The 10,485-nt window shown below is 66.4% G+C and carries 9 protein-coding genes and 2 pseudogenes; 7 read left to right on the forward strand and 4 right to left on the reverse strand.

What is annotated here, in order from left to right; translation table 11 throughout:
- Position 1 precedes the first annotated feature (1 nt).
- The 4 genes from DU490_RS13450 to DU490_RS13460 all read left to right on the forward strand — a co-directional run bounded on the left by DU490_RS13450 (position 2) and on the right by DU490_RS13460 (position 2,692).
- The gene (locus DU490_RS13450; RefSeq protein WP_258801662.1) at positions 2 to 1,114 is read left to right on the forward strand and encodes a D-hexose-6-phosphate mutarotase; all 1,113 of its coding nucleotides are present in this window, start codon (positions 2 to 4) and stop codon (positions 1,112 to 1,114) included.
- Positions 1,111 to 1,461, forward strand: coding sequence for an aldo/keto reductase (locus tag DU490_RS13455; RefSeq protein WP_309485742.1), 351 nt, complete (start codon positions 1,111 to 1,113; stop codon positions 1,459 to 1,461). Before DU490_RS13450 ends, DU490_RS13455 begins: the two co-directional genes overlap by 4 nt.
- Positions 1,462 to 1,476: 15 nt before the next feature.
- Entirely contained in the window at positions 1,477 to 1,614 is a 138-nt protein-coding gene (locus tag DU490_RS17600) for a hypothetical protein (protein WP_309485743.1), read from the forward strand.
- A 118-nt stretch (positions 1,615 to 1,732) separates the two neighbouring features.
- Positions 1,733 to 2,692, forward strand: a complete 960-nt coding sequence (locus DU490_RS13460; RefSeq protein WP_114574797.1) for a carbohydrate kinase — start codon at positions 1,733 to 1,735, stop codon at positions 2,690 to 2,692.
- Between the two features lie 47 nt (positions 2,693 to 2,739).
- Here DU490_RS13460 and cra read toward each other — a convergent pair whose 3' ends face one another.
- Positions 2,740 to 3,741 carry a catabolite repressor/activator gene (gene cra, locus DU490_RS13465; protein WP_114574798.1) on the reverse strand — a complete coding sequence of 334 codons (1,002 nt, stop codon included), beginning with the start codon at positions 3,739 to 3,741 and terminating at the stop codon, positions 2,740 to 2,742.
- A 181-nt stretch (positions 3,742 to 3,922) separates the two neighbouring features.
- Here cra and fruB point away from each other — a divergent pair.
- The 3 genes and pseudogenes from fruB (at position 3,923) to DU490_RS13480 (ending at position 8,166) form a co-directional block, all read left to right on the forward strand.
- Positions 3,923 to 5,799: pseudogene (fruB, locus tag DU490_RS13470) on the forward strand (fused PTS fructose transporter subunit IIA/HPr protein).
- Complete coding sequence (gene pfkB, locus DU490_RS13475) at positions 5,799 to 6,773, forward strand: 1-phosphofructokinase (RefSeq protein ID WP_114574799.1); 975 nt, start codon at positions 5,799 to 5,801, stop codon at positions 6,771 to 6,773. The pseudogene fruB and the gene pfkB overlap by 1 nt, the downstream one beginning before the upstream one ends.
- Positions 6,770 to 8,166 (forward strand): annotated as a pseudogene (locus DU490_RS13480) (PTS fructose-like transporter subunit IIB). The gene pfkB and the pseudogene DU490_RS13480 overlap by 4 nt, the downstream one beginning before the upstream one ends.
- 51 nt (positions 8,167 to 8,217) lie before the next feature.
- On the opposite strand, the gene DU490_RS13485 reads toward DU490_RS13480, so the two are convergent.
- The 3 genes from DU490_RS13485 to DU490_RS13500 form a co-directional block, all read right to left on the reverse strand.
- Positions 8,218 to 8,433: a hypothetical protein gene (locus tag DU490_RS13485; RefSeq protein ID WP_114574800.1), complete on the reverse strand. Its 216-nt coding sequence runs from the start codon at positions 8,431 to 8,433 to the stop codon at positions 8,218 to 8,220.
- A gap of 606 nt (positions 8,434 to 9,039) precedes the next feature.
- The gene (locus DU490_RS13495) at positions 9,040 to 9,672 is read right to left on the reverse strand and encodes a DUF6708 domain-containing protein (RefSeq protein ID WP_114574801.1); all 633 of its coding nucleotides are present in this window, start codon (positions 9,670 to 9,672) and stop codon (positions 9,040 to 9,042) included.
- Positions 9,673 to 9,675: 3 nt separating this feature from the next.
- Positions 9,676 to 10,200, reverse strand: a complete 525-nt coding sequence (locus DU490_RS13500; protein WP_114574802.1) for a hypothetical protein — start codon at positions 10,198 to 10,200, stop codon at positions 9,676 to 9,678.
- Between the last annotated feature and the right edge of the window lie 285 nt (positions 10,201 to 10,485).

Consider the following 10,485-nt stretch of genomic DNA (forward strand, 5'->3'; position numbering starts at 1 on the left):
AATGATCCCGCCATGCCTGCGAGCCCTGCTCGACGAGACCGATGGCCAGCGTCAGTGCGAATGGGCCGGCCGCCCCGTGTGGCTGGCGCGCGAAAGCTGGGGCGAACTTGCCGTCTGCCTGCAGGGCGCCCAGGTGCTGCATTTTTTACCGGCGCCCGACCCCGCGCGAGCTGAGGGCTCTTTATCCGCGCCCGCAGCCGCGGAAGCTGAGGGCTCTCGTTCTTCTAACGCGCCCGGCCCCGCGCGAGCCGCAGGCGCTCTTTCTAACGCGCCGCGCTATTGCGCGTCCGACGCCACGCGCAGGTCCAGTGCGTCCGACGACACGCGCGCCGGCTCCGACGCTGCCGGCCCGGTCGAGCAAGCAGAGGTGCTGGTGCCCGGCGGCTGGCTATGGGTGACGCCGACGCCGCAACCGCTGCCCGGCGCCATTCGCGGCGGCATCCCGCTGTGCTGGCCCTGGTTTGCCGACGACAGGGGCGCGGACGAGTCGCCGGACCGGTCGGGGCCCTTCCACGGCCCGGCGCGCAAGGCCGATTGGCGGCTGGACGCCGTGGATGAACACGAAGATGGCATCGAGCTGCACCTCTCTCCCGCCGAGCCCCTGCACACCCAGCTGGCCCCCCGTGCGGTGATACAGGCCAATGCCCACCGCCTGCACGTGGAGCTGATCACCGAGCATGTCGGCGAGACCCCGGTCAAGCTGAGCGCCGCCCTGCATACCTACCTCGCCGTGACCGACAGCTTCGCCTGTCGCCTGGGGGGGCTGGCCGGGGCCCGCTATCTGGACAAGCTGGCCGGCTTCGCCGAGCGCGACCAGCAGGGCGAACTGGCCGTGCGTGGCGGCCTCGACCGCATCTACCACACCAATGCCGAGCTGACTCTCGACGACGGCAACCGCCGCCTGCGCGTCGCCCGCCAGGGCAGCGATTCCGCCGTGGTCTGGCACCCTGGCGAAGCGCGCCCCGACGATACGCCGCCCGGGGCCGCGCGCCGCTTTCTCTGCGTGGAGTCGGCCAATACCCGCCTGGACCCGGTGTGGCTGGTGCCGGGTGCCCAGCACCTGCTGGGGACCACGCTCTCTCTGGATGAGGGCGCCCGCGAGTCCGACGCATGAGCACCGCCGCCACCTTCGAGGTGCCCTTCCTGCTGGGCATGATGCGGCTGCACGAGGAACCGGCGCTGCATGCCCCGGCGCGGCTGGCCGACTGGATCGAGGCCCGCCTCGACGAGGGGCACGACTGGTTCGACCACGCCGACATCTATGGCGACCGCCAGGGCGAGGCGCTGTTCGGCGCCGCCCTGGGTGCCCGCCCCGGGCTCGCCGACCGGGTGCGCGTCGTCACCAAGGCGAGCATCGTCACGCCGGAGCGCGACGCGTCTGCCCACCGGGTCAAGCACTACGACAGCTCACCGGCCTATCTGGCGCGTGCCATCGACGGCTCGCTGGCACGCGCCAGATAGGCCGGTGAGCAGGGCGTGACCCCCGCCGGCCTGGCCCTGGCCTGGCTGCGCGCCCTGCCCGGCCGCCCTGTGCCGGTGGTCGGCAGCCTCAAGGCCGAGCGCCCGGCCTGGCATGCCCTGCTCGAGGCCGCCCGGGGCCACGACGTCGCCTGACTCGGCAGCACCGCTTGAACCACGACGCATCCAAACCATGCCGTATCAAATCCATGTCTCATCAAAAGCACGACACCACCAGACAGTGACGCCACAAACCACTATCGAGGACACCAGCATGACCCCAGTGATCGCCTTCGGCGAGGCCCTCGTCGACATGCTCTCCAGCCGCCTCGGCGACGCCACCGAGGGCCCCGAGACCTTCACACCCTATGCCGGCGGCGCCCCGGCCAACGTAGCCGTGGCCTGCGCCCGACTGGGGGTTCCGAGCCGTTTTCTCGGCATGCTGGGTGATGACTACTTTGGCGACTTCATCGCCGCGGAGCTTGCGGCCCACGGTGTCGACCTCTCGGGCACGGCACGTACCCGCGAGGCGCGCACGGCACTGGCCTTCGTCTCCCGCGACGCGGCGGGCGAGCGCACCTTCGACTTCTACCGGCCGCCGGCCGCCGATCTGCTGTATCGGCTCGAACACCTGCCGGCAGGGATCTTCGCCCACCCCGCCATCGTACACTTCTGTACCAATAGCCTGACCGAACCGGGAATCGCCGAGACCACCCTGGCCATGGCCGACATGGCCAATCGTGCCGGCTGCCTGGTCAGCGTGGACGCCAACCTCCGGCACAACCTCTGGGAGAGCGGTGTCGCCGACATCACCCTGACCACCCGCCTGCTCGACCAGGCCGGGCTGGTCAAGCTCTCAACCGATGAACTCGACTATCTGCGTGGCGACCACCCGGTGGAAGCCTGGCTGGCCGAGCGGCTCGCCGCCGGCGTGAAGCTGATCGTGATCACCGATGGAGCGGGGCCGGTACGCACATTGGGGGTCGGCAGGGATTTCCGGATCGACCCGCCCAGGGTGCAGCCCGTGGATACCACCGCCGGGGGCGACGCCTTCATCGGCGGCCTGCTGGCGGAACTGGCCGAGCGGGGTATCGAAGGCGACTGGCACCAGGACGACGCCTTTCTCAGGCGCACCGTCGAGTTCGCCTGTCGCTGCGGCGCCCACGCCGTGACACGCCCCGGTGCCTATGCCGCGCTGCCTGACCGAGGAGATCTGGCACATCTGCGGCAGTAAATTCGTCGCTGAAGAAAGCCGCACCGACTCATGTCGCCGCTGACCGTTCAGCCAAGCGGCAGCCGCTCCGGCAGGCGCCAACGCAGGGTGCGCGATACCATCTTCTCGCCTGGGCGATAGTCGCCCCTGGCGGCGGCCAGGGCGGCGGTCAGTGTGGCGGCAGCGATGCGGTCGTGGTCCTGCACCGCCGAGTTGACCGGCAGCGGCAGGAAGTCGAGTAGCCGGTTGTCGCCGAAGGTCGCCATGCGCAGCGACGGCGGCAACCCGCCCTCTTCCAGCAGCACATCGAAGACGCCGTCCAGCAGCGTATAGGAGGCGGTGACCAGGGCGTCGGGGAGGCCACGCTCGGCGAGCAGCTCGCGCATCAGCCGGGCTCCCTCGTCGCGCTCGTAGCGCTCGGCGCAACAGGCAAACACGGCAGCGTCGCTGCCCGATAGCGCCTGCTGGAAACCGGCGCGGCGCTCGTGCGTAATCGACAGTCCCGGTACCGCGTCCAACCAGGCCACGCTGGCCACGTCACCGCCCAGCACCGAGCGCGTCAGCCGCTCGGCGGCGTCCCGGTCATTGCTCACCACGCAGGCGAAGCGCTGGGGATCGAAGCCGCGGTCCACGGCGATCACCGGCAGGCCTTCATCCATCAGCTCGGCGTAGAAGGGGTCGTTCATGGGCAGGCAACTGGCGGTGATCAGCACCTCGCAGCGCTGGGCACGCAATGCCAGTGCCAGGTCGCGTTCGCTCTCCGGCTGGTCTTCGGAGCCTGCAATCAGCAACTGGTAGCCCTGCTCTCGCGCGCCGCGCTCCAGTCGCTTGGCGAGTCGCGCGTAGCTGACATTCTCCAGGTCGGGAATGATCAAGCCAAGCGTGCGACTCGAGCCACGGCGTAGTGCCGCCGCCTGGGCATCGACCTGATAGCGATGCTCCCGCACCACGACCATGACCCGGTCGACGGTGTCCTGGCTGATGCGCCGCTCCGCGGCCTTGCCGTTGATCACGTAGCTGGCCGTGGTGCGCGAAACACCGGCCAGCCGGGCGATTTCGACGAGAGTCATGAACATCCTCACTGTGAGTGCCGAAGGAACCCTACCCCTGCCAAAGTCGTAGAAATAGAACCTTGCCAAACAGTATGAATCGTTCCAGCATGAAAATCACCAGGTGACACGATTCAGCCGAGCCTGAAACCACCCATTCGGTGGCAGTCGCGTCGCCGCGAAATCTAACGGGAGGCCATCCATGTTGACCCTCCATCAGGACGATGTACTGCTCGCCTGCCATGCCGAAAACTGGCGTGGCGCACTGGAGCAGGCCGCCGAGGCGCTGCATCGAGCGGGGCTCACCTCGCCCGGCTACCGTGAGGGATTGTTCGCCCGCGAGGCCCAGTCCTCTACCTATCTGGACAATGCCATCGCCATCCCCCACGGTACGCCACAAAGCCGCGAACACGTGCAGGCCACCGGCGTCCGGGTACTGCAATTCCCGGCCGGGGTCGACTGGCACGACGGCCAGCGCGTCCACGTGCTGGTGGCAATCGCCGCAAGCAGCGACGAGCACCTGGACATCCTGCGCCAGCTCACCCATGTCCTCGACGATGACAGCGTAGCCGAGCGACTCGCCGCGGCAGGCTCGGGTAACGAGATCGCCGCCCTGCTGTCGAAGGCGGTCGTGGATGCGCGCCTCGACAGCGACACCCTGTGCCTCGGCTTTCCCGCCCGCGATGCCCGTGAGCTGGCCCTGGCCGGTGCCGCCCGCCTGCGCCAGCTCGGCTGCGTGGGCGACGGCTTCATCGCCGCCATCGCCGAGCACGTTCCACTGCACCTGGGACAGGGTCTATGGCTGGCTTCGAGCGGAAGCAGCGTCGAGGTTCCCGCACTGGCCCTGGCCACACCCGAGCATCCACTGAAGGAGGCCGGCGAGACGGTCAACGGCCTGTTCTGCCTGGCCGCTCATGGCGAGGCCCACCGCAGCCTGCTGGAGTGCATCCTGAGGCTGCTCGAGCGCGGTAGTGCGGGCGAGCTGCAGGGCGCCGATGCGGCCACCATACTGGCCCGGCTGGCCGGGGAGTCCGCCACCGCCCACACTCGGCTCGCGCGGGTACTCAATGCCCATGGGCTGCACGCCCGCCCCGCCAAGCAGTTGATCCAGGTCGCCCGCTCCCAGGCTGTTCCCATCCGCGTGCGACTGGCCGAGGGCGGCTTCGATGCGGTATCTGCAAGCAGCCTGACCAAGGTGATCAACCTCGGTGCCCGCCGCGGCCAGCAGCTGGCCTTTTCCGCCGAGGGAGACGGGGCCGTGGCGGCACTCGACGCCGTGTGCCAGGCCGTGGCGGACGGCCTCGGTGAACAGGTTCTGCCGTTCGACGAGAGTCGCGAGCGCATCACGCCGCAGGCCGATGCCGCGCCCGCCGAACCGCTGCCCGACGACACGCCTCATCCTGGCGTGGCGGCCTCTCCGGGGCTGGCCATCGCCCCGGTCTTCGTGCTGCAGACGCCTCGCTTCGACTATCCCGAGCGCGCCGCTGACCCGGGGGCACAGACACAGCGACTGGAACGGGCGATCCGCCAGGGCGCCGTCCAGCTTGAGACGCTGGTGCAGCAGGCGCGCGGGTGCTTACCCTCGATGACGGTACCGAGCTGATTTTCGACGGCGAGCGTGCCAGCGACGTGCAACTCGGGATCATGATCGAAGTCCCCTCGGCCGCCCTGCTCGCGCCGGCACTGGCCGCCGAGGTCGACTTCTTCTCGGTGGGCACCAACAACCTGACCCAGTACACCCTGGCCATCGACCGCGACCACCCGGAACTCTCCGCCCAGGCCGACGGCCTGCATCCGGCGGTATTGCGCCTGATCGAGATGACCGTCACCGCAGCCCACGCTCACGGCAAGTGGGTCGGGGTGTGCGGCGAACTGGCCAGCGACCCCATGGCGGTACCGGTACTGGTGGGCCTGGGCGTCGACGAGCTCTCGGTGAGTGCTCGCCAAGTGCCACTGGTCAAGGCGCGGCTACGTGAATTCGACCTCGAAGAGGCCCGCGCCCAGGCCGGCCTCGCCCTGGCCCAGGCCCAGGCCCAGGCCAATAGTGCGGCTGTCCGCGATGCCCTGGAGGTTCGCTGATGGCTCGCATCCTCACGCTGACGCTGAACCCGGCCCTGGATCTGTCCATCGGCATGGATCGGCTGGTACCCGGCGAGGTCAATCGCACTCGCGAGACGCACCTGACGGCAGCCGGGAAGGGGGTCAACGTCGCCAGGGTCCTCGTTGGCCTCGGCCACGACGTGACGGTTTCCGGCTTCCTGGGCCGCGACAACGATGGCCCCTTCCTGCGCGCCTTCGAGGCGATGGGAGTGATTGACGCCTTCCTACGCGTGCCCGGCGAAACACGCATCAACGCCAAGCTCGCCGAGGCCGATGGTCGGGTCACCGACATCAACGGTCCGGGCGCCACCATCGACGCCGACGCCTGGCAGCATCTGCTTGCGTGGCTCGACGAACTCATCACCGATCCGTCGCGCCGCCCTGCCGCGGCTGTGATTGCCGGCAGCCTGCCACCCGGGGTCGCGCCCGCCGACCTCGCCGAGCTGATCATCCGGCTCCGCCGGGCCGGCCTGCCAGTATGGGCCGACACCAGCGGCGAGGCATTGATCGATGCCATCGCCGCCCGTCCCACGGCGGTGAAACCCAACGAACAGGAGCTGGCCGCCTGGGCCGGGGGCGCCCTGGACACCGCCGAGTCACGGTTGCGCGGGGCGCTACGGCTCTATGCCAGCGGGATCGAGGAAGCGGTGGTGTCCTCCGGTGCCGCCGGCGTGCTGTGGATCAGCCAGCGGGGCGCCTGGCAGGCCACCCCGCCCCACCTGACCGTCGCCAGCACCGTGGGTGCCGGCGACACCCTGCTCGCCGCCCTGCTGCACTGGGTGATTTCCGGTCACTCGCCGGAGCAGACACTGCGCCTGGCCACGGCACTCTCCGCCGAATCCGTTCGCCATGTCGGCGTGGGCGATCCGCACGCCGGCGACCTACCGCAGCTTCAACAACAAACCCGCGTGCGTCGCCTCAACGACGTAGACGCTGGGGGAGCCCTCGCATGAACGTCATTATCATCACCGCCTGCCCCAGCGGCATGGCCATCTCATTCCTTGCTGCCCGCCGCCTCGAACAGGCCGCCCAACGCCTCGGTTGGCAAGCGAACGTCGAGATGCACAGTGAACTCGAGGCCCTCGAGCCCGTGTCGGCACAGGCCATCACCGAGGCCGACCTGATCGTGGTTGCCGCCGACCCTGTCCCCGCACCGCAGCGCTTCGGCGGCAAGCGCCTGTTTCAAGCACCTATCAATGAGGCGCTGCCAGACCCGCAAGCCTTTCTCGAACGCGCCAACCGTGAGGCAGGCGAGTACGTGCCCCCCAACGAAGCCGCGGCAACGAACCCGGCGCCGGCGGCCGGCGGATCGTCGCCGTAACCGCCTGCCCCACCGGCGTGGCGCATACATTCATGGCCGCAGAAGCCTTGAGCGAGGCCGGCAAGTCCCTGGGCCACGCGATCCGCGTCGAGACCCAAGGGTCCGTCGGCGCCCAGAGCAAGCTCACCGACGAGGAGATCGCCGAGGCCGACCTGTTGATCCTGGCCTGCGACATCGAGGTGGACCCCACCCGCTTCGCCGGCAAGCGCATCTATCGCACCTCCACCGGCAACGCCCTGAAGAAGTCGCGGCCAACCATCGAGATGGCACTGACGGATGCCGCGGTGGAGGAAGCCGGTAGCACTCGTGCCGGCGGATCCGATACCAAGAAAAGCCTCACGGAGGTAGCTGTCTACAAGCACTTGCTGACCGGCGTCTCCTTCATGCTGCCCATGGTGGTGGCCGGCGGCCTACTGATCGCGCTCTCCTTCGTATTCGGCATCGAGGCCTTTCAGGAGGAGGGAACGCTGGCTGCGGCGCTGATGCAGATCGGCGGCGGTACCGCCTTTGCCCTGATGATCCCGGTACTGGCCGGCTATATCGCCTACTCCATCGCCGACCGCTCCGGCATCGCCCCGGGCATGATCGGCGGCATGCTGGCGGCCAATATCGAGGCCGGCTTCATCGGCGGGATCCTGGCCGGCTTCCTGGCCGGCTATGTGGCGTTGCCGGTGGCACGACACGTCAAGCTGCCGTCCAGCGTCGAATCGCTCAAGCCGATCCTGATCATCCCCCTGGTGGCGAGCCTGGTCACTGGTCTGACCATGATCTACGTCATCGGCGAGCCGGTGGCGGTGATTCTCGCCTGTATCGCCGGCGGCGCGCTCACCGGCGCCCTCTCCATGCTGGTCGGTGCACAGCTGATGGCACCCCATGGCGGCATTTTCGTACTGATGATCCCCAACGCCATCACCCCGGTGCTGCTCTATATCGCGGCCATCGTCGTCGGCTCACTGGTCACCGGACTGGGCTATGCCGCAATCAAGCACGGCGCCGCCCCGGTGGCCGTCGCCGCCAATGCCTGACAGGCCCCGCTGCCTTGAGGAAAAAAGCCCGGCTGAAAAGCCGGGCGAGAATCAGGCAGCAAGCGCTGCATAGGCGCCAGCATGATGGATCAGTAGCCAAAGCGCGGTGGGAAGTTGGAGAGTGGTGTAGTGCCCGGTCTGGTCCTGCACCTCGCCTAACTGCATGGGCTGCTTGGTAGCCCGGCGCTTGGGCGATAGCACGATCAGCTCGTCGGCCAAGCCAAGCCGCTGGGATAGATCGGCGAAGTAGGTCTTGATGCTCTGCATGGGCTAGTGTGTGGTAGGAGAAGGGGCAGCAACACTCACCTCCGCATCCTTGTGCAGCCCCTCCGCCACTTCCAGGTCATAGAGCCGTGTAGTGGGGCCGTCGGGGCGGCAGCGCTCCTTGATCAGAGAATGCCACTGGTTGCTGGCCGCGCGCTGGCGGGCATATTTGACTGTGATGTCACGAATAAACAAGCACGGGTAAAAAGGTTCTACGCAGACTGGCGTGAAGGGGCCGCAGGCCTCCCGGCGGGGTTGCCAGTGCCAGCGACCATCGCCAACGCCGTGGCCTCCGCCAAGGCGCCTCTCGGCGCCAGTCGCGATGCAGAGTCGGGGCGCCGAACCGAGCGCTCCAACAAGGAGCGCCTGCGTCGCTATCGCCGAGGCGTCCTTCCACAATGCAGTCTGTGCAGAGCAGGTTCACGCCAAAGTGTGAAGAACCAAAAAAAAGCAGCGCCAAGCATGCGCACCCTTGCACGTGACGGAGTAAAGATACCGCCCTGAACTAGCTTACGGTAGTGCTCAAGATCCAATGTGGCCTTCTTTTGCCGCCTCCGATAGCCCTCCAGCACTTCCTCTCGGTTGGAGCCAGCTAGTGGTTGACCATCTTCATCGAACCAGGGCCCTTTCTCCATAATAGCAGCGCAGATACTCCCACAGCATACCCTGTGTTTCAGCGGTACGCCCTATAGGCATGTTCAGCTGCAGTGCGATTATCTCTTTAGGGTTTTCATAGCGCTGTAGCAACAGCTGTAACGGAGTTTCCGTCATGGTGCCGGTGTACTGGGTTACCGTACGGCTCTCTTGCATCCAGGCCACCGCCTCGTCCCAAGGTACGTGGTAGAGCTTGTCCTTGTCCTGAAAATAGACCTCTCGGGTACGGCGGTTAAAGCGAACAGGGGAAGAGGATGGCCAAAAAACTTCCAGCAAGAAAACCGTTAACGTAATACCAAGGGCACCACCAATAACTGATAAGTAATTGATCAACTCGCCTTCCAGGCGCAATGCTGGCGCCATCAATATGGCACTGTAAATCGTAAGAAGCCCCCATATACCAGTAAAGATTCCCTTGCCTTCTTCGGCGCCACTGGAAAGATCCAAATAGTGCTCGGCCTGGTCCTGCACCTCGCCTAACTGCATGGGCTGCTTGGCGGCCCGGCGCTTGGGCGATAGCACGATCAGCTCGTCGGCCAAGCCGAGCCGCTGGGATAGATCGGCGAAGTAGGTCTGGATGCTCTGCATGGTCTACCTGATCTCGATTTCGATGGGCGACAGGGTCAGGTCCGGAAACGGGCGATAGTGAAGTGTGCCAGAGATCGAACGCAGGTTCTCCCCTTCGTGACTGGTGTGGAAGACCCGACGATATACAGGGCGATCATGTCGGTGGCGGCCACCGATATCCAATTCAAAATCCTTTTCGGTCCAGACGTTCTGCTGCCGTACATTGCCCCATAACCCTGCCCGCCACACTTCGGTCGCATCCAGGGTAAACATGCCAGGGAATCGCTCGGCAGCAGGAAATTCCACGTAGAGCCAAACAGCGGTATAGCGTGTATTGAGGCGGTGGTTCCATGTGTCCTTGCGTTCCAACCTCATCCGCGGTTGATAGAGCAGGCAGTATAGCTCATCCAGCTCCTGCTCCAGGTCGCCGGCCCAGGCGGCAGGCCGGGTACCGAAGCGGGTATTACGCAGCCACTGCTCCAGCGGATTCTCACGGGTGTAGTAGAGGCTCACCGCTCCGGCAACAATCAAGAGTGTAAGCCCCAGCATTAGACCCGGCTTGCCCGCTCGCGAAGCCGTACCTGCGGCTTGAACAAGCTGCCCGGTCCTCAGCGCCGCCTGAGCACGGCGATATTGAATAAAAGCCTGGGCAGCCAACGCCGTCTGACCGGCGCTGGCGGCACTCATCCCGCTCAATATAGCAGTGGAGTCAACCCTGGATATTCATGAGGGAGTGCTGAAAACGAAGATAGCGAATGGTAAACTCAATAGAATCAGTCAGTTCCGGCAAGAACACGATTCCAAGAGGCCATTCGCTATGGGTGAAATCGTAGC

The organism is Halomonas sp. DQ26W (genome assembly GCF_003339685.1).
In the GTDB taxonomy this organism is placed as follows: domain Bacteria; phylum Pseudomonadota; class Gammaproteobacteria; order Pseudomonadales; family Halomonadaceae; genus Halomonas.